This is a genomic window from Vicinamibacteria bacterium, from assembly GCA_035570235.1.
GTDB lineage: Bacteria > Acidobacteriota > Vicinamibacteria > Fen-336 > Fen-336 > DATMML01.
The window spans coordinates 53,215-72,042 of record DATMML010000036.1; the positions used below are offsets into that span (position 1 = coordinate 53,215).

Sequence of the window (18,828 nt, forward strand, 5' to 3'; positions counted from 1 at the left end):
CTCTCACTGGCCGGCGAGCGCCCGAAGCCCACAGCTTGTGCACCCGGCGACAGGCGAGTAGGGTTGGGGACGATTGAGGAGGCTGGATGAAGACTTGTCTACCCATCGTAGTCGTGCTCGCCGCGATCCTCGCCGTGGGGGTCGCGTCGTCCAGTTCGCCGGCCGGCCCGGGTGGAAGGAGGCGCCTCTCCTCCTACGACGGGGAGGCCCGAGCGCTTCTGGCCCGCATGACGCTCGAGGAGAAGATCGGCCAGATGACCCAGGCCGAGCAGGACAAGCTCGCGAATGAGACTGACATCGAGACCCTCTTCCTGGGATCGCTGCTCTCCGGTGGGAACTCCGATCCGAAGACCAACAGCCTCCAGGACTGGACGGACATGTACGACCGCTACCAGGCCCATGCCCTCAAGACCCGTCTGCGCATCCCCATCCTTTACGGGGTGGACGCCGTGCACGGCCACAGCAAGGTCCTGGGCGCCGTCGTATTCCCGCACAACATCGGCCTCGGCGCCACCCGCGACCCGAAATTGGTCGAGGACATCGCCCGCATCACCGCCCAGGAGGTGAGGGCCACCGGCATCCAGTGGACCTTCGCTCCTTGCCTGGCGGTGGTGCAGGACGAGAGATGGGGGCGGACCTACGAGAGCTTTTCCGAGGATCCTGAACTGGTCGGCGAGCTGGGGGCGGCCGCTGTTCGTGGCTTCCAGGGCACGGATCTCAAGGATCCGCTCCGTGTCCTGGCCTGCGCCAAGCATTACGTGGGCGACGGGGGCACGGCCTGGGGCACGGGAAGGGTAGACGACGCCTCTCCCGGCCGGCGCTTCCCCCTCGACCAGGGGGACGTCCGCCTGAGCGAGGCCGAACTCCGGCGGATCCACCTGGCGGGCTACTCAAGAGCCATCGAGGCGGGGGTGGGTTCCATCATGCCGTCGTTCAGCAGCTGGAACGGGGAGAAGTGCTCCGGCAGCAAACGGCTGCTCACCGAGATCCTGAAGGAGGAGCTGGGTTTCGAGGGGTTCCTGATCTCCGACTACAACGCCCTCGACGCCCTGCCCGGGGACTACCGGAGCCAGATCCGCCAGTCGATCAATGCCGGCATGGACATGGTGATGGTTCCCGGCCGCTACAAGGAGTTCTTCACGACCCTGAAGAGCCTGGTAGCGGGGGGAGAAGTGCCCCTATCGCGGATCGATGACGCGGTCACGCGCATCCTGCGAAGCAAGTTCGCCCTCGGCCTCCTCGAGCCGGGGCGTTCCTGCCTCGCCGACCGGAGCCTCCACCGTAGCTTTGGCTCCCCCGAGCACCGGGACCTCGCCCGCCGCGCCGTCCGCGAGTCACTCGTCCTCTTGAAGAACGATAAGGGGGCGCTCCCCATTTCGAAGGCAGCAAGGAGAATCCACGTGGCGGGGAAGAACGCCGACGACCTCGGCAACCAGTGCGGCGGGTGGACCATCAGCTGGCAAGGGGGCAGCGGCGCTCCCACCACCGGCACCACCGTGCTGAAGGCGCTGCGGAGTGCGGTGGGGAAGGGGACGGAGGTCACCTACGCCAAAGACGGCACGGGGGCCGCGGGGGCGGAGGTGGGCGTGGTGGTGGTGGGGGAGACGCCTTACGCCGAATTCTTCGGCGACCGGGAGGACTTGACCCTGGTCAAGGAGGACCGGGAGGCGATTGCCAACCTCAAGAGGGCGGGCATTCCCGTCATCGTGGTCCTGATCTCGGGGCGCCCCCTGGTTCTCGGTGATGCCCTGACCATGGCGGATGCTTTGGTGGCGGCGTGGCTCCCCGGCACCGAGGGGCAAGGCGTCGCGGATGTCCTCTTTGGGGACTACAAGCCGACCGGAAAGCTCTCGTTCTCGTGGCCGCGCTCCGAGGGCCAGCTCCCGTTCAATCGCACGGGCCAAGCCTCCGACCCTCTCTTCGCCCGCGGCTTCGGTCTCAGCTACTGAAGACCGCCGGCAATTCGGGTCATTCCGGGGGCGCTAGGACCATGCGCAGGCAGACCGGCCGAGGGACACGGAAGGGGCTGCCCATGGGGGTCAGCCGTCCGCTCTCGGCATCGATTCGAAAGACGGCGATGGAATCCGAGTCCTGGTTGGCGGCCAGAAGGTACGCCCCTGTAGGATCGATCGCGAAGTTGCGGGGGGTCCGGCCCCGGGTCGATTCATGACCGAGGGGGGTGAGCCTCCCCGTACCCGCGTCGACGGAGAAGATGGCGATGGAGTCGTGGCCGCGGTTCGAGCCATACACGAACCTTCCGTCGGGACGGATGACCAGCTCCGCGGTGGAGTTGCGGGCAGCGAAGCCGACGGGCAGGGTGGAGAGGGTCTGCAGTTCGGTCAGAATGCCCGCCCCCGCGTCATAGGCCAAGGCGGTGATCGTCGAGTTCAGCTCGTTGATCACGTAGCCGTGGGTTCCACCGGGGTGGAACGCGAAGTGGCGCGGCCCCGCTCCGGGGGCGAGCCGTATGGCCGGTGGCTGATTGGGAGCCAGCGTCCCTTGCGCGGGGTCGAAGCGGTACACGAGTAGCTCATCGAGGCCCAGATCCGCAACCACCGCGAAGCGGTCGGCGGCGTCCAGGTCGATGGAGTGAGCGTGCGGGCCCCCCCGCGAAGGGGCGGCCCCGCTCGCGGCCTCGTGCTGCACCAGCGCGCTGGCGGGGCCGAGGCGTCCGTCCGGTCCCAGGGGAAGGACGGCGACGCTCCCGCCCCAATAGTTGGCGACCAGAAGGTGACGCCCTGGCTTGTCGAGGGAGACGTGACAGGGCGACGCCCCTCCCGAGGGCTGCTCGTTAAGGAAGGTCAAGCTCCCCGTCCGGGAATCGACCGCGAAGGCGCTGACCGCACCGCCTTTGTCCTCTCGGGATTCTCCAATCTCGTTGACCGCATAGAGGAACCTTCCCGTGGGGTGGAGGACGAGGAACGAGGGATTTCTGGCTGCGGTCGGCTCGCCGGCCAGGGAGAGGGTGCCCGTGGCCAGGTCCAGTCGGAGGCGGTAGATCCCCTTGCTCTCCCCCGACGTGTAGGTGCCCACGTAGACCCTGACCGCGCCCGCCTTCGGGCTGGGGGCGGCCACGACCGCGGCGGGGGGGAAGGGGGCGATCGAGACCGCGACAAGGGCGGCCCGGGTTCGGATCACGCCCCGAATGCTCACTGGTCCACCCGCGCTCGCCGTCTCTCCCGGGCTCCTTCGATCACCAGGTAGAGCACGGGAATGAAGAACAGGTTGAGGAGGGTTGAGGCGATCATTCCCCCGAACACGGTTGTGCCCACCGAGCGCCGGCCCGCTTGGCCGGCTCCGCGCGCCGCCACCAGGGGCAGCACGCCCAGGATGAAGGCAAGCGAAGTCATGAGGATGGGACGCAGCCGGATCCGGGCCGCCTCGACCGCTGCCTCCATGATGGAGAGTCCTCGCGCCCGCAGTTGCTCCGCGAACTCCACGATCAAGATCGCGTTCTTGCTGGCCAGGCCCACCAGCATGACCAGACCAATCTGGCAATAGACGTCGTTCTGGAGGCCCCGGATCCATTGCCCTCCCACCGCACCTAGCAGGGCCATGGGCACGGCCAGCAGCACAATGAACGGGAGGACGAAGCTCTCGTACTGAGCGGAGAGAGTCAGATAGACAACCAGCGTGCCCAGGCCGAACAAGACGGCGGCCGTGCCCGAGGCTTCAAGCTCCTCCAGGGACAGGCCCGTCCACTCATAGCTGAAGCCCTGGGGAAGCACCTTACCGCTCAGCGCCTCCATGGCCGCGATGGCCTCTCCGGAGCTGTGGCCCGCCGCCGCCGAGCCGTCGATCTCCGCCGAGCGAAAGAGGTTGTAGTGGGTGATCACCTGCGGCGTCGAGTCCTCCGTGAGCCGCACCAGATTGTCGAGCGGAATCATCATGTCCTTGTCGGAGCGCACGTAGAACTGCCGCATGTCCCGCGGCTCGGAGCGGAACTGCCGGTCCGCCTGCACGAAGACTCGGTAGGAGCGGTTGTTGAAGTCGAAGTCGTTCACATAGGCCGAGCCCATGTAGACCTGCAAGGCGTCTGTGATCTGCTGCAGGGGAACGTGGACCGCCTTGGCCTTCTCCCGGTCGATGGTCAGGACGAACTGCGGATCTGAGGCGGTGTAGCTCGTGAAGAGTCCACCCAGCTCCTTGGTCACATTGCCTTGCCGCACCACGTCCTGGGTGACCTTGGCCAGCTCGCCGAGGGGGTGCCCGCCCTGGTCTTGCACCACGTACTGAAAGCCCCCGAAGTTCCCGAGGCCTTGCACGGCCGGGGGTAGGAACGGAATGACGATCGCCCCCGAGATCGCGCCGAAGGGTCCCCGCAGCCGGTTGATCACGGCCTCCGCCGAATGGGCGGCTCCGCGCCGCTGTGAGTAGGGCTTCAAACCGAAAAACACCGACCCGCGGTTCGGGGCGGTGCCGTTGAGGCTGAAGCCGGAGATGGCAAAAACAGTGTCCAGCTCCGGCATCTGCTCCAGGACGGCCCGCACCTGCCCGTCGATCTTCTTCGTGTACTCCAGCGAGGCCCCTTCCGGCGCCTGCACGATCACGATGCCCCAGCCCTGGTCCTCGTCCGGTACGAAGCCCCTGGGCACTCTCATGTAGACCAGCCCGGTGAGACCCAGCCCCGCCAGGAACATCCCGACGGCTAGCCGCGGACGGCCCAGGAAGCGCTGCAGGAAGACCCGATAGCCATCGGTGACGCTCTTGATGATCCTGTCCACGCGGGTGAAAAACCATCCTTTCTCGCTCGGGGCACGCCCGAGGAGGAGGGCGGAGAGGGCGGGGGTCAGGGTGAGGGCATTGAAGGCGGAGATCGAGATGGAAAAGGCGATGGTGAGCGCGAACTGGCGGAACAGGATCCCGGTCGTACCCGGAAACAAGGCCACGGGCAGGAACACCGCCACCAGGACCAGAGAGGTCGCGATCACCGCACCCGTCACCTCCTTCATGGCGGCCGACGACGCCCGGCGGGGATCCCTCTGTCCCTCGCTGATGTGTCGTTGGATGTTCTCGATCACCACGATGGCGTCGTCCACGACCAGTCCCGTCGCCAAGGTAATGCCGAACAAGGTCAAGGTGTTGATAGAGAAGCCCAATAGCTTCACGAAGGCGAAAGTCCCGACCAGGGAGACGGGGATGGCGGCGGCGGGAATCACCGTGCTGCGCCAGTCCTCCAAGAAGACAAAGATCACCAAGATTACGAGCCCAATCGCCGCCCCCAGCGTGAAGAGCACGTCCTGGATGGATTCGTTAACGACGTCGGTGGTGTCGAAGGCGACTCGGTACCGCATGCCGGGAGGGAAGCGCTTGGACAGGCGGTCCAGCACGGCCAAGGCCGCGCGGTCCACGGCCAGGGCATTGGCGTTGGAGAGCTGGGTGATGCCGATCCCTACCGCGTCGTGGCCGTTGAACTGCAGGTCAGAAGAGTAGTCCTCCGCTCCGAGTTCCGCGCGGCCCACATCCTTCATGCGCACGAGGGTTCCATCTTCGGCCGTTTTCAGGATGATGTTCTCGAACTCGGAGGGCTCGGTCAGCCGGCCCACCGCGCGCACGCTGATCTGGAACGCCTGTCCCGGTCGCGCCGGGGGTTGGCCCACTTGTCCCGCCGCCACCTGGACGTTCTGCTCGCGCAAGGCACTCACCACGTCGGAGGCGGTGAGCTTGCGGCTGGCCACGCGCACGGGGTCGAGCCACAGCCGCATCGAGTATTTGCGTTCGCCGAAGATGAAGACGTCGGCCACGCCCTTTACCCGCTTCAGAGCGTCCTTGACGTTCACGTCGAGGTAGTTGCTCATGAAGGAGGTGTCGTAGCGGCTATCCTCCGAGTAGACGGCAGCGCCGAAAACGAAGTTGCTGGAGGTCTTGGTGACGACCACACCGGTCTGCTTGACCTCGTTGGGGAGCCGACCCATTGCGATGTTTACCCGGTTGTTGAGGTCGACCGCGGCCAGGTCCGGGTCCCGCGCCAGATCGAAGGTGGCGGTGATGGCGGTGGTGCCGTCGTTGCCGCTGGTGGAGGTGAGATACTTCATCCCCTCCGCACCGTTGATCTGTTGCTCGAGGGGCGTGGTCACGGCCGTCTCCACCACCTGGGCGCTGGCGCCGATGTAGTTGCTCTGCACGATGACCTGGGGAGGGGCCAGGTTGGGGAATTGGGCAATGGGCAGGGTTGGGATGGCCACCGCCCCCGCCAGGATGATGAGCAGGGCGCAGACGGTCGCGAAGATCGGTCGTCCTATGAAGAAGTCGACGAACATGGGGCAGGCCCGACCCTCTTAACTCTGGGGGGTTATGGGGGCTCCATCCAGCAGGAGCTGGGTTCCGGAGACGATGACCCGATCCCCGGGCTTGATTCCTTCGATGACCACGTAGTCGTTGCCGACGATCTCGCCGATGCGGAGCGGCCTCTGCCGCGCCACCAGCGAGCCATCTTTGCCTTCCGCCACAAAAGCGAAGTACTGACCGCTGTTGCGTGAAACCGCCAGGACCGGGATCACGGGCCGCGGGTGCGTGTCCCAGATGACCCGGGCTCGGACAAACTGAGCCGTGCGGAGCGCGCCTGTTTTGTTGTCGATTATGGTTTTCACGAGCACGGTCTGGGTCTGGTTGTCCACCTCCGGGGAGAGGAAGCGGAGCCGGCTGTCGGCCAGGACCCTGCCCGTGCTGTCCACGATCTGTATGGGCATGCCCAGGCGCAGTTGCGGGGAACGCTCCACCGGCACCGAGACGTATGCTTCCAGGCTCCCCGGCTCGTCCAGGGTCGTGAGGATGGTGGAAACGGTAACCCGGTCGCCTACCCGCACGGGGATGTCCCCGATGATGCCGCCGCGCGGAGCGGCCACGCGATAGTACTGGAGCAGCACCTGCTGCTCGTGCACCTGCGCATCGAGGGACTGCAACTCGGCCCCGGCCGTGTCGAGAGCCGACTTCGCTTGATCCAGGTCCTGCCCGCTGGTGACGCCCTCGGCATGGAGCCGGCTGACCCGCTCATATTGCTGCTTGGCGAACTCCACGCTGGCCAGCTTGGCGCTGCGCGTATCGAGTTGGCTCTTGACGGCGGCCTCCTGCTTCGCGGGGTCGATCTGCAGTATCGGCGATCCGGGTGAAACATGGTCGCCCGACCGGACGAAGATCTGGGTAATCGGCCCCTCTACTTGGGGCATGATCACGGCCGAGTCGCGGGATTTGAGGGTGGCCACATATTCCGTGCTGTCGTCGACGGGCACGGACTGCGCCACTTCAATCTTGACGGGAATCCCGGGAGGAGCCTGGGCCTGAACCTTCTTGGCGGCATCTCCGGAGCAGCCCATGGCGAGAAGGCCCAGACTCAGGGCGGGCAGAGTCACCGCGTGAGCGAAGCGTCCCCGCGGGAGACTCCGGGTAGGCGATACCCTTGGCAGCATAGCCCAGTAAACTAGCATGCGGTCCGGCGGCTGGCCAACAGCTCCTGGCCGCGAGCACGTGAACGCGGGAACGCACTCGAGCGGCCAACCCCGAGTTGCGGTATAAGGAGCCCTCGGGCCCCCTGGGTTCGACAGCCGGAGGCCCGAAACCGCCAGCGCCATCCCAGGAGTGGGCTCCACCCGCGTCATCGTGATCGATCGTCGACGGAACCCAGCTTCCTCTGGCGAACGAGCAGGGCGTCGAAATCCTTCCCGGCGGCATCGAGCTCGATCATCGCCTGCGCGGTCGGGGCTCCGTCGGAACTGTCGATCGCTTGCCACACCGCGTCCAGCCTCGCGCTGAGACGCGCGAAGCCACCCTCTCCCTCTTCCAGCTCCGCCGCTTCCTTCTCGAGGGAGGTTGCCGGGGGGCGCCTCCCGGCGGCAAGCAGCCGCTTACGGAACGCCCGGGTCTCTTCAAGCGCGGCGGACGAGCGGTCGAGTAGAGAGCAGGCGCGGCGGGCCGCCCCGAACTGCTCGGCGATCGCTTCCGGCGTGACGCGGACTCGCGGGTCAATCCGGAGCGTCAGCGGCTGCGTAAAGCTTTGGCCGTCCACGGAAAGGCGCACCGAGTACTGTCCGGGCATGGCGAGCGCACCTTCCGGTTGGAGGGGGATACCTTCGCCCCAGATGGCGCCGATCGAGTACTCGTAGCGAGCCGCTCGGGGACGGGGGTAGCGCAGGTCCCAAAGGAAGCGATGATGGCCAGCACTGGCGGCGGGGGTCGCCTCCGGCTTCAACCATCCCTCGACAAAGTAGGGCACGGCGTTCAGCTGCGGGGGTGAGTCCTCGCTCGAGAACCGGCGGATGGGATTCCCCTTTGCATCGATGATCTCGATGGTCACAGGCCCCCGCGCGCTTGCTCCCAAGAAGTAGTCGAGAACCGCACCCTCCGGCGGGTTCTTCCCCAGAGGGGTTTCCGGCGGGAGGGGCGTGTCCCGGCTCTGGCTCCGTCTCCGACGCCATGCGTCCGCAGGTGGGAACAGGAGCGCGCCCTTACTCGCGGTCTCCGGCGTCACCTGCCGCAGGGGCGCCACATCGTCGAGTATCCAGAGCGCACGCCCCTGGGTGGCGGCGATCAGGTCGTTGCCGTGCACGAGCAGGTCGCGCACCCAGGTCGTGGGCAGATTCAGCTGCAGGGGCTGCCATCCCTCACCATCGGTGAAGGAAACGAACACCCCCGTGTCGGTGCCCGCGTAGAGGAGTCCACGCCGCACGGGGTCCGCGCGCACGACGCTGACGACACTGTCCTTCGGCAGGCCGGCCCCGATCTCGGTCCAGGTCCGGCCTCGGTCGTGGGTGCGATAAACGTGGGGGGTGAAGTCGTCGAGGCGCTGGCGGTCGATGGCGGCGTAGACGGTTCCGGCATCGAAAGGCGGGATGTCGAGCGTACTCACCTTGCTCCAGGGGGAAAGGCCCCCCGGAGTGACGTCGCTCCAGCTTTTGCCCCCGTCGCGTGTGGTCTGAATGCGGCCGTCGTCGGTGCCGATCCAGATCTCGTCGTCGCCAGAAGGCGACAGCGCGATGGTGAAGATCACGCCGAAGCCGCAGGGGCGAGCATTCCCTAGGCCGATCTCGCCCCCGCACCCCTTGGCGTCGGGCACCGCGCCCGTCAGATCCGGGCTCATCATCGCCCAGGAGTGGCCGCGGTCTGCTGACCGCCAGAGGTACTGTGACGCGGCGAAGAGAGCGTAGGGGGGGCGCGGCGATACGGCGAGGGGCGCGATCCAGGTGTAGCGATACTTCACGTCGGTGGGACGCCTTCCGTAAGTGCTCTCGAGGTGAGGAGATATGGCGGCGACCTGTCCGGTCCGTGCGTCGAAGCGGGTGAGATCTCCGCCGAGTCCGCTTCCGTAGACGGTCTCGGGATCGCCGGGATCAGGGATCTCGTACCCCCGCTCCTCCCCGCCGACGGGATGCCATTCGCGGTAACTCAGGGCACCGTACTCGCTGCGGCTCGCGATCCCCACTGTGCCGCTGTCTTGCTGTCCGCTGTAGATCCAGTAGGGGAAGCGCTCGTCGGTCGCCAGGTGGTAGAACTGGCCCGTGGGCTGGTTATACCAGGTGCTCCAGGTCCGCCCGCCGTTGACGGAGACGCTGGTGCCCTGGTCGCTGGCCACCGCCATGTGATCTGCTTGCTTCGGATTGATCCACAGGTAGTGGTAGTCGTCCCCGCCGGGAGCGCCCTTGACGATCTGAAAAGTCCGGCCCCCATCATCTGACCGCCGTACCGACCGGCCCATGGCGTAGATGCGATCGGGGTTACTGGGATCAACGGTAAGGCGGGCGAAATAATCGCTCTCGAGCCAATCCGCCTGGCTGACCCGCTTCCACGTAGTGCCGCCGTCGTCCGAGCGGTAGAGCCCGCCCCCCGCGTTTGTCTCGCCCGCATGCAGGAGCGTTCCCGCGCGGGTTCGCATGACGACCACGGCGTAGATGCGGCCTCCGGCCGCGGCGGCGAGGCCGATCCGGCCCAGTGGCTCCGTCGGCCATTCGCCTCCAGAGAGCCGCCTCCAGGTCTTGCCGCCGTCGGCCGACTTGAAGACACCACTCCCGGGCCCCCTCTCCGCATGGAAGTAGGAAAGCCATGGGTAGTTCCGTACCTGCCACGTCGCCGCATAGACGACGGAGGGGTCGGTCGGATCCGCGGCCAGATCGACGGCCCCCGTGTTCTCATCCACGAAGAGAACCCTCTGCCAGGTCTTGCCACCATCTTCCGATCGGAACACCCCGCGCTCCGGGTTGGGACCGAAGATGTGACCAAGGGCGGCGACGAGAACGACGTCCGGGCTTCGGGGATCGACCACGATGCGACCGATAGCGCGCGTGTCGGCAAGGCCGCGCGGCTGCCACGTTTTGCCCCCGTCGTCGGAGCGATAGATGCCGCGGCCGGAGGCGATGTCGTAGCGGGTATCGGTCTGGCCGGTCCCGACATAGAGGATCCTCGGGTTCGAGGGTGCGATGGCGAGGGCTCCCACGCTCGCGCTTGCCTCGTTTTGGAAGAGGGGCTCCCAGGTGCGACCCGCGTCGTCGCTCTCCCACACGCCTCCCACCGCGGCCCCGAAGTAAAAGACGTCCGGCCGCCCAGGGACGCCCTCCACACAGGTTGACCACCCTCCACGAAACGGGCCGATGTTGCGCCAGCGCAGATCGGAGAAGACTGCCGGCGGCAAGGGTTCGGCGGGAAGCGTTTGCCCCAGGGCGGCTCCGAGGCAGAGGGCACAGACGGGGACAAGCAAATGGCGCATTTGAATCTCTCCGCGGGGCCCGAGTATATCCAATAGCAACGACCTCTGCCGCCCGACGGCCCCTCCAAGTCATTGGATCATTTACGCCGCGGACCAGTTTGGAATCTGGTCCCGGGCTCGGCCTTGCTCCCGCCTCGCCGGGGAGTGTCCCCATCGCGGCCTGTGATACCTTCGCGCTCTGTCCGTATATACAAGGGAATGGCAGGCGTGAGACCGTTGGAATGGCTCCTTCCCCAGGCCGCGCGCCGGGGCGAGTTGGATTGGGAGGCGGTCTACCGCGAGGAGTTGCCGCGAGTCTTCAACTTCTTCCGCTACCGGGTCGGCGACCGGCCCACCGCCGAAGACCTCACATCGCTCACCTTCGAGAAGGCCTGGCGTGCCCGCGATCGCTACCGCCGGGACCGAGCCCGCACCGCGACCTGGCTGCTCGCGATCGCCCGCAACGTCGCCCGGGATCACTTCCGCAAGAGCCGCCCGGAGGTCCCGATCGGCGAGGGGGACGCCGCCCACGACTCTCCGGAGGCGGCTGTCCTCCGCCGGGACGACTTCGCGCGGCTCTCGGCCCTGCTGGACGAACTGCCCGAGCGAAACCGAAGCCTGCTGGCCTTGAAATACGGGGCGGGCGCCACCAACCGCGCCATCGCCAAGCTGACCGGCCTCAGCGAGTCCAACGTGGGGACCATCCTTCATCGGGTGGTGACTTCGCTGCGGTCACGATGGGAAGAGATTGGAGGAAAACCGTGAACGACGACTTTCTCTCCGGCTTTCGTGAGGATCCCCCTCCGGAGTTCACCCACAAGCTCTGGGATCGTCTACAGACGATCGACGCGGAAAAAAAGGCCCGGCGGGCGTGGTGGCCGGGGGGGCCTCTCCTAGTCGGGGCCACCCTCCTGGCCCTGATCGTCTCGCTGGTGGGCCTTCCGCCCGTGCGCGCGGCCGCCCGCGGCTTCCTCGACCTCTTTCGGGTGAAGCGTTTCGCGGCTGTCCCCGTGGATCCCGAGCGGCTGGCCCGGTTGCGGGAGGGCAAGCTCGACCTCAAGACCCTGGTTGGCGAGCAGGTAGAGGTTCTCACCCCCGCCGCGGGGCCCGAGGTCGTGGAGACTCCCGAAGTAGCGGCGCAGCTCACCGGCCTCGTCCTCAAGCGGCCGGCCACCCTCCCCCGGGACGCCACCCTGGCCGAAGTCCGGCTGCAACATCCCGGGGCCTTTCGAATCACCCTCGACGCCGCCAAGCTGGAGGAGCTCGCCCGGGCGCTGGGGGTGACGGATGTCGCGATCCCGCCGGAGTGGGACCGAGCGACGGTCGAGGTGCAAGCGCCTTCCGTGGTGGCGATGGCCTACCGCAGGGGTACAGACGAGTTCGTGTTCCTCCAGGCCCGGAGCCCGGTGGTGAAGCTCCCGGAGGGGGTGGACCTGGTGCGGCTGGGGGAGATCGGCCTCGAGATGGCCGGCATGTCCGCGGAGGAGGCGCGCATCTTTGCCCGCACAATCGATTGGCGGAGCACGGTCCTGGTACCCGTGCCCGCAGAGGGAGCCAACTTCCGCGAGGTGGAGGTGCCCGGTGGACGAGGCCTTCTCGTGACTTCCTACCGCCGGCCGAAGGACGGAACACGCCCCGGCGGCCGCTCGCAGTCGGTGGTCCTGTGGTCGGAGGGGGACCGGGTCTTTGCCGTCGAGGGGCCCGGCAACGGCATGGAGATCCTTGAGATGGCCCAGTCCGTCCACTAAAGGGCGCTCGGAACCCTGCCGTGAACGAACCCGCCCTCGAGACCCGCGGCCTTCGGAAGGAGTTCGGCCCCAAGGCCGCCGTCCGGGACCTCACCCTGAGCGTGCCCCGGGGGGAAGTCTTCGGCTTCCTGGGGCCGAACGGGGCGGGGAAAACCACGGCCGTGAAGCTTCTGCTGGGGCTGGTGCGTCCGACCGCGGGCTCTGGGCGGCTTCTGGGGCGCCCCCTGGGGGACACGACCGCGCGGGCTCGGATCGGCTTCCTGCCCGAGCATTTCCGCTTCCACGAGTGGTTGGAGGGGCGAGAACTGCTCCGCTTCCACGGGCGGCTCCTCGGCCTTCGTTCACGGGTCCTGGAGACACGGATCGACGACCTCCTCCGCCGGCTGGAGCTGGGGGATGCCGGACACCGGCGCCTGCGCGAATACAGCAAGGGAATGTGTCAGCGGATCGGTCTCGCTCAAGCCCTGCTCGGAGAACCCGAGCTTGTGTTCCTCGATGAGCCCACCTCCGGGCTCGATCCTTTTGGCCGCCTCTTGGTGCGGGATCTCATTCGTGACCTGCGTTCCCGCGGAACGACCGTGTTCCTGAACTCTCATCTGCTGGGAGAGGTGGAGGTCACCTGCGACCGTGTGGCCTTCGTCAGCAACGGTCGCGTCGTGCGGGACATGGCCCTCTCGACGCCGGAGGAAGGCCTCGAGGTGGAGATTCGTGTCGACCGCTCGCTTCCTGCCCTGCTCGAGGGCCTCGGCCGCTTCGGTCGTGACGTCCGTGAAGAGGGGGGCGTGGTGCGGCTCCGGGTGGAGAGCGAGGATCGCTTGCCCGAGATCTCGCGCTGGCTCGTGAGCCAGGGCGCCGGCCTCTACCGCCTAGCCGCGCAGCGGCGGTCCCTGGAGGCGGTTTTCCTCGAGGTGATCGGGGAGGACCAGGGAGGAAGGGACGCGGGAGATGGATAGCCCCCTTCCCTCCCCGAAGGGCCCGGGAGCGGTGCGTGCGGTCCTCATCGTGGCTCACCTTACCTTCGCGGAGGCCCGGCGGCGCCGAATCCTGGCCGCCGCGCTTCTCCTGGGAACCGCCTTCCTCGCCCTCTTCGCGACCGGACTATTCTTCATCCTGCGAGATCTGCGGGCCCGGGTGCCGCCGGGGCAACAGCGCTTGATGATCAGCTTCGTGGTGATGGCTGGGCTCTACGCCGCCAACTTCCTCATCGTGGTCACGTCGATTCTCGTGGCCGTCGATACCGTAGCCGGGGAGATCGCCTCCGGCGTGGTCGAGACGCTGTGCAGCAAGCCCGTGGCCCGGAGCGCCATCGTCCTCGGGAAGTGGCTCGGCTGCTGGTTCCTCCTCGCCCTCTACGAGGGGCTACTGGTGGGAGGAGTGTTCTTGGTGAGCCGCCTCTTGGCCGGGTATACGCCGCCCCACGCCGCGCGGGGAGGCGGGCTCATGCTTCTGGAAGGCACGGTACTCCTGACCCTGGCCGTCGCGGGGGGTACCCGGCTGGCCAGCCTGACGAACGGGGTGACGGTCCTGGGCCTCTACGGCCTCGCCTTCATCGGAGGCTGGATGGAGCAGATCGGTACCCTTCTCGGCAACCCGACCGCGCGCTACCTGGGGATCGCCGCCAGCCTCGTCGTCCCCAGCGAGTCGCTCTGGCAGCTGGCTGCCCACTACATGCAGCCCCCGCTGGCCCGGGATCTCAACCTCACGCCCTTTTCGCCAGCTTCCGTGCCCAGCCCCGCCATGGTGGCCTGGGCGGGCAGCTACGTGCTCGTCGTCCTCCTGACCGGTCTGCGCCTCTTCCAAACCCGGGACCTTTGAGCCCGTCCATCACCCGGGCCGAGAGCCCGTCACCAACGGATCCTTTGCTCCCTAACGAAGGAGCCAATCGGGGCGAAGGACCGGATACATGGCCAGCCCGATGACCCCCCCCAGCGCCACGAGGAGCGAGTCCGGACACTTCTTGAACAAGGCGAGAGCGGCGAGACTCAGCACGGCGACGGCGGCGGTCAGGAGGTCCCCCACCGCCGCCTGCCCCACGAAGTAAGTTGTGCCCACGAGCACTCCGACTACGGTCACGGTGACGCCACGTATGAAGCCCCGGAGCCTCCGGTTGCGACCGTGCCGGAGGAGCAGGGGTGTCGCGAGGACGGTGAAAAGGACAGCGGGGGAGAATATCCCCATCGTGGCGGCGAGGGCTCCGGGGAACCCCGCCACGACGAACCCCACGAAGGTGGCCGTGATGACCACTGGGCCGGGGGAGATCATTCCGATCGCGACCGCGTCAAGAAACTCTCGCCTCCCAAGCCAGTGAAACTGATCCACGACGTACGTCTTAAGGAAGGGGACAATCACAAGCCCGCTGCCGAAGACGAGGCATCCCGTTTTGAAGAAGAAGAAGAAGAGCTTCCATGCCGTGCCCTTCGTCAAGGCGATCGGGACGGCCACCGCCAGCGCCGAGCGCCCCGCCCTTGGCGGTGCGGGGAGCGCGGGCCCCGGGTCATGCGGGGACCCGGCCTCCCGGGGGTCCGCGAAGAGAAACATGCCCAGCAGTCCCGCGATGATGAAAATTGCGGTCAGCTCCCTCTGAGCTACCACCGTCACGCCACAGGCGATGACGGCAAAGGCCCAAGCCGTGACATCCCGGCGCAGGGTCTTCGTCCCCAGGCTCCAGCACGCCTTGAGGATCAGGGCCAACACGACGGGACCGACCCCGTAGAAGAGCGCGCGGAGCTGCCAGTCTTGCGCGAAGTGGGTGTAGGCGGCGGCGGCGGCGACCACAATCACAAAGGGTGCGAGGCCGAAGGCTACCGCTACCAGGAGCCCACCCGGGATCCCGAATCGGATGTAACCGCAGTAGACGCCAAGCTGGTAGGCCAGGGGGCCTGGGCAGGCGGCGGCGATGGCCAAGCCCGCATCGTACTCCGCCTCCGTGATCCAGCCCTGCCTCTCGACGAGATCCCGGCGGATGTAGTTGGCGAGGGCGACGGGGCCCCCGAAACCGACCGCTCCCAGGCGCAGGAAATAAATGACGAGAGAGGTCTGGGTTGGGAGGAGAGGGTCGTCTCTCACGCCCTCCCCTTCGAGAGCTCGTCGTAGAGGTGAGCGGCCGCGCGCATGCACTTCCTCCAGTCTCCCAGATGGAGGCTCTCGTTCTCCGAGTGGGCGTTACAAGTCGGGTCTTCGACACCGGTCAACAGGCACGGCGCCCCGCGCAGAAAATCGGAGAAGGGCTGGACAAACCCGATCGAGCCCCCCGCCCCCATCAGCGCTGGCTCGCGACCGAAGCCGGCCTTGAGAGCTCGCCGCGCGGCCTCGAATGCAGGCCCCTCGGGGTCCGTCCTCCACCAGGGGCCGCTCCTCACGACCCGGGCCTCGACCCGGGCGCCGAAGGGAGGCCTGCCTGTAAGCTTTCGGATGAGCTGCTCCGCGGCCTCTCGCGAGTCCATGTTGGGAACCGTGCGCATGGAGAGACGGGCGCGGGCCGAGTCGAGGATCTGGTTGGAGGAGCCCACGATTGACTGAGCCTCGAAGGCGATCACCGTGAGCGAGGGGCGCGTCCAAAGCCTTTCGTAGACCGAGTAGCTCTTCTCTCCCGCGAGCCTCACGCCCTTCAGCAAGCCGGCGTCGCGTCTGAACCGGCGCTCGTCGAAGGGAAGCCGCCGCAAGCGTGCCTGCTCACGGGGGGTGGGGCGGGCCACGCGTCTATAGAGCCCGGGGACGTTAAGGGAACCGTCCTTCCCCGCGAGATCCGCGATCAGACGGCAGAGAACCTGCACCGGATCTGGGATGGGCCCGCCCTTCTGGCCGCTGTGGACTGGCTTCTCCAGGGAGCGGACCTCCACGTCCACCTGACACATCCCGCGGAGCCGGTACGTCAGGGCTGGCACCCCGGTGTCGAAGTTCGATGTGTCCGAAAGCACAACCGTGTCCGCCGACATCATTTCCTTGTAGATCTTGAGGAACGTACCCAGGTTCCCCGATCCGATCTCCTCCTCACCCTCGATGAGGAACCTGACGTTGCAGGGAAGGGAGCCGCCGGAGCGGAGATAGGCGGCTACGGCTGCGATATGGACCAATATGCCGCCCTTGTCGTCGGCGGTGCCCCGCCCGAACAGCCGGCCGTTTCGCTCGACCGGTTCAAAGGGAGGCGACCGCCACTCCGCCGTGCGGCCGGGGGGCACCACGTCGTGATGTCCGTAGAGCAGCAGGGTCGGTGCGCCCGGCCGCTCCTGCCAGTCGCCGTACACGTACGGATGGACGCCCGGCACTTCGAGAATCCGGACGTTTTGGATTCCGACCCTCCGGAGGAGGTCCGCGAACGCATCGGCCGAGCGCCGCACTTCCGCCTTCGGGAAGCCGTCCGCGGAAACGCTCGGGATCCGGGCGAGATCGACGAGGATGCCCTTGAACTCGTCGAACTGAGCGTCGATCCGACGAAGGGCCTCCCGGAGGTTGGCGGGGGAGGGCTTCATCTGGTCGGGGTCCCCCGAAGACGAGCCCCAGCCCGATCCGACCCGGTTGGAGGGTCAGCCGGCGCGAAGATCCCGAAGGTGTCAAGGTAGGGCTCCACTCCTCAGTCCCCCAGGGCCACCGCCAGTCCAACCCCGGCGCTTAGGGCCCGCTCATAAACCGCGACCGCCGCCGCCACATCCTCGAGCGCGGTGCCCGTGGAGTCGAAGACCGTGATCTCGTCTCTGGAGCCCCGTCCCCGCTTTCGTCCGACGATGACATCGGCCAGCTCGGCGTGCACGTCTTCCCGGCGCATCGCGCCCGCGTCCAGCGCGTGATGGAGATCGCCGCTCGAAGCGCATTGGTCAAGCACATCGACAACCACCGTCGCCGACGACATGAGCTGCGGGTCCAGCTCTTGCTTGCTCGGGTTGTCCGCGCCCACCGCGGCCACGAACGTTCCCGGGGCCACGTGGTCCTTCATGAGGAAGGCCTGCCGGGAGGGCGTGCACGTTACGCAGACCTCGGTCCCGCGAACCGCGTCCTCGAGGCTGGGCGCGCTTCGGACGTCGAGGCACAGCTCCTTGCCCATCTCCTCCGCAAAACGCAGGGCGCGAGCCCGGTCGGCGTCGTGGACGCGCACGCTTTCGAGGGGCAGCACGCTCTTCAGTGCCCGAAGCTGGACCCGGCCCTGGACTCCGCAGCCGCAGATCGTGGCCACGTGCGCGTCCCGCCGCGCCAGGTATTTGGCCGCCACGGCGGTGGCCGCGCCCGTTCGGAGGAGCGTGATCTCGATCGAGTCCAAAAGAGCGAGCAGGCGGCCGTTTTCTCCGTCGCAGAGGGCGACGACCCCTTGGATCGTGGGCAGGCCGGAGCGCTCGGGGTTGCCGGGAAAGTTCGAGTTCAATTTCGCGGCAAAGTAGGGGCGTTCACGGACGAGACCCGCCGTCTTGACGTGGAAGCCGCCCTCGCCCGCGTGCACGGTCATCATCCCCGCGGGCCAGGTGCGGCCCTCGGCCTGGTCTCGGAAAGCCGCCTCGACGGCGGCCATGCACTCGTCGAGGCCGAGGAGAGCCCTCACCACGCGGCCGGTCAGCACGAGTGTGCCCAGGATCATTCACGAATACTAGCAAGTGATATATGGATAAGTCAACTGATATGTATAAGATGCTAACGGCTTCCTCCGTGTTGGGTCGGGTCGAGCCTCGAGTAGCGACTCCTGGCCGGGGAGGGGGCCAGCGGGGCACCGATGGACACCGTACCCCCCCAGGTTCTATTGCCCCTCGACTATCAAGTCGTCGAACTCGATCACGGAGTCGGCCTTGGTCCAAAGCCCGACCTTCCCCCCGTCCTTGAAGGTGCCGTCGCGCGCGTCCAGAACCCTCTTGCCATCGAACCAGACCGTGAAGTGATCCCCCAAGGCCTCCGCCTTGAGGGTGTGCCAGGTGTTGGTGGAGACCTTGACGTCGTGGTTCAGGAAGGCGCGCCGCCGCCCGTCCACGGTGTGATAGATCGTGCAGTTGTTCTCGTTGGCGTTGCAACGGGTGACGTAGTAGTTGTTGGCGTCCTTGTATCGCCAGACGAGGCCGAAGCCTTGGTCGACCTTGCCGGACAGCGGCCGGGCTCTGACGGTCAGTGTGACGTCCTTGTAAATGCCCTCCTTCAGCACGGCCACCGGGAACCGGTAGTCGGTCGGGTCGGCGCTCTCCTGGACGAGCACGTGGTTCTTCTCCGCCCCCTTCTCAACCCGAACGAGCCACCTTCCCTCCGCGCCCCCGCCCGTCCGCGCGAACTCGAAGCCCGGTGGCTCTGCGCCCACGGCATTCGCCTCGAAGTCCATCGTGACCCGGTCCAGTTTGGCCGCCAGCACCGGAGGGGCGAGCGGGGAGGGCGATGCCGAAAAGAGCAGCGCGACGAGGCGGGGGAGAGAGCCTTTCATGTTGCCTCCTTCGGCGGTGCGGC

13 protein-coding genes are annotated in these 18,828 nt (G+C 67.1%); 5 read left to right on the plus strand and 8 right to left on the minus strand.

The window, feature by feature from the left end; all coding sequences use genetic code 11:
• The first annotated feature begins 86 nt into the window (after positions 1 to 86).
• Positions 87 to 1,949: a glycoside hydrolase family 3 N-terminal domain-containing protein gene (locus VN461_05510; GenBank protein ID HXB54219.1), complete on the plus strand. Its 1,863-nt coding sequence runs from the start codon at positions 87 to 89 to the stop codon at positions 1,947 to 1,949.
• A 19-nt stretch (positions 1,950 to 1,968) separates the two neighbouring features.
• Here VN461_05510 and VN461_05515 read toward each other — a convergent pair whose 3' ends face one another.
• From VN461_05515 to VN461_05530, 4 genes are all read right to left on the minus strand, one after another.
• Positions 1,969 to 3,138, minus strand: a complete 1,170-nt coding sequence (locus tag VN461_05515) for a lactonase family protein (GenBank protein ID HXB54220.1) — start codon at positions 3,136 to 3,138, stop codon at positions 1,969 to 1,971.
• An 11-nt stretch (positions 3,139 to 3,149) separates the two neighbouring features.
• A complete protein-coding gene (locus tag VN461_05520; protein ID HXB54221.1) occupies positions 3,150 to 6,260 on the minus strand; it encodes a multidrug efflux RND transporter permease subunit in 3,111 nt (1,036 codons plus the stop codon).
• Between the two features lie 18 nt (positions 6,261 to 6,278).
• Positions 6,279 to 7,349 carry an efflux RND transporter periplasmic adaptor subunit gene (locus tag VN461_05525; protein ID HXB54222.1) on the minus strand — a complete coding sequence of 357 codons (1,071 nt, stop codon included), beginning with the start codon at positions 7,347 to 7,349 and terminating at the stop codon, positions 6,279 to 6,281.
• A 242-nt stretch (positions 7,350 to 7,591) separates the two neighbouring features.
• Complete coding sequence (locus tag VN461_05530) at positions 7,592 to 10,693, minus strand: hypothetical protein (protein HXB54223.1); 3,102 nt, start codon at positions 10,691 to 10,693, stop codon at positions 7,592 to 7,594.
• Positions 10,694 to 10,900: 207 nt separating this feature from the next.
• On the opposite strand from VN461_05530, the gene VN461_05535 reads away from it, so the two are divergent.
• Genes VN461_05535 through VN461_05550 form a run of 4 tightly spaced genes read left to right on the plus strand, consistent with a single transcriptional unit; the run spans position 10,901 to position 14,235 of the window.
• A complete protein-coding gene (locus VN461_05535) occupies positions 10,901 to 11,437 on the plus strand; it encodes a sigma-70 family RNA polymerase sigma factor (protein HXB54224.1) in 537 nt (178 codons plus the stop codon).
• Complete coding sequence (locus VN461_05540; GenBank protein HXB54225.1) at positions 11,434 to 12,420, plus strand: hypothetical protein; 987 nt, start codon at positions 11,434 to 11,436, stop codon at positions 12,418 to 12,420. Before VN461_05535 ends, VN461_05540 begins: the two co-directional genes overlap by 4 nt.
• A gap of 20 nt (positions 12,421 to 12,440) precedes the next feature.
• On the plus strand, positions 12,441 to 13,373 hold the full coding sequence (locus tag VN461_05545; protein HXB54226.1) for an ABC transporter ATP-binding protein: 933 nt from the start codon (positions 12,441 to 12,443) through the stop codon (positions 13,371 to 13,373).
• Positions 13,366 to 14,235, plus strand: coding sequence for an ABC transporter permease (locus VN461_05550; protein ID HXB54227.1), 870 nt, complete (start codon positions 13,366 to 13,368; stop codon positions 14,233 to 14,235). Before VN461_05545 ends, VN461_05550 begins: the two co-directional genes overlap by 8 nt.
• A 51-nt stretch (positions 14,236 to 14,286) precedes the next feature.
• Here VN461_05550 and chrA read toward each other — a convergent pair whose 3' ends face one another.
• The 4 genes from chrA to VN461_05570 form a co-directional block, all read right to left on the minus strand.
• On the minus strand, positions 14,287 to 15,486 hold the full coding sequence (gene chrA / locus VN461_05555; protein HXB54228.1) for a chromate efflux transporter: 1,200 nt from the start codon (positions 15,484 to 15,486) through the stop codon (positions 14,287 to 14,289).
• Complete coding sequence (locus VN461_05560; GenBank protein ID HXB54229.1) at positions 15,483 to 16,889, minus strand: M20/M25/M40 family metallo-hydrolase; 1,407 nt, start codon at positions 16,887 to 16,889, stop codon at positions 15,483 to 15,485. Before VN461_05560 ends, chrA begins: the two co-directional genes overlap by 4 nt.
• Before the next feature lie 101 nt (positions 16,890 to 16,990).
• Positions 16,991 to 17,983: an ornithine cyclodeaminase family protein gene (locus tag VN461_05565; GenBank protein HXB54230.1), complete on the minus strand. Its 993-nt coding sequence runs from the start codon at positions 17,981 to 17,983 to the stop codon at positions 16,991 to 16,993.
• Positions 17,984 to 18,139: 156 nt separating this feature from the next.
• Complete coding sequence (locus VN461_05570) at positions 18,140 to 18,805, minus strand: family 16 glycoside hydrolase (GenBank protein ID HXB54231.1); 666 nt, start codon at positions 18,803 to 18,805, stop codon at positions 18,140 to 18,142.
• Positions 18,806 to 18,828: the final 23 nt, after the last annotated feature.